Here is a 289-nt window from a genome sequence, read left to right as displayed (position 1 = left end):
CTTCCCTAAAGTACAATTGCCCAAGGTAAAAGTTAGCCTGCACAGAATGTATTCCGTTAGGAAAAGAATTCAGGTATTTCTCAAGGGCAGTAACTGCCGCAGCGGTGTTGTTTGCCTGATACTGTTTCTCTGCCGACTCAAATGTGGTATTATCAAGATCGGCATCGGTAACCTCAACAAAATCCAGATTTTTCACCCAGGCGGCATACTCATCTGTTCGGCCCATATCGACATAGATGAGACGGGCAGTACTCACTGCCTGTACAGCTTCAGCCGAGTTAGGATAATC

At 46.0% G+C, this 289-nt stretch carries 1 protein-coding gene; it reads right to left on the bottom strand.

Annotation, left to right across the window (positions count from 1 at the left end; all coding sequences use genetic code 11):
- Nucleotides 1–289 (bottom strand): hypothetical protein (locus HC176_RS19125; RefSeq protein WP_167920543.1); only part of this gene is annotated, 289 nt, incomplete at both ends.

Source organism: Tamlana crocina (assembly GCF_012037625.1).
The sequence above is the reverse complement of the archived record's forward strand: the minus strand, read 5'-3'. Positions and strand labels throughout refer to the sequence as shown.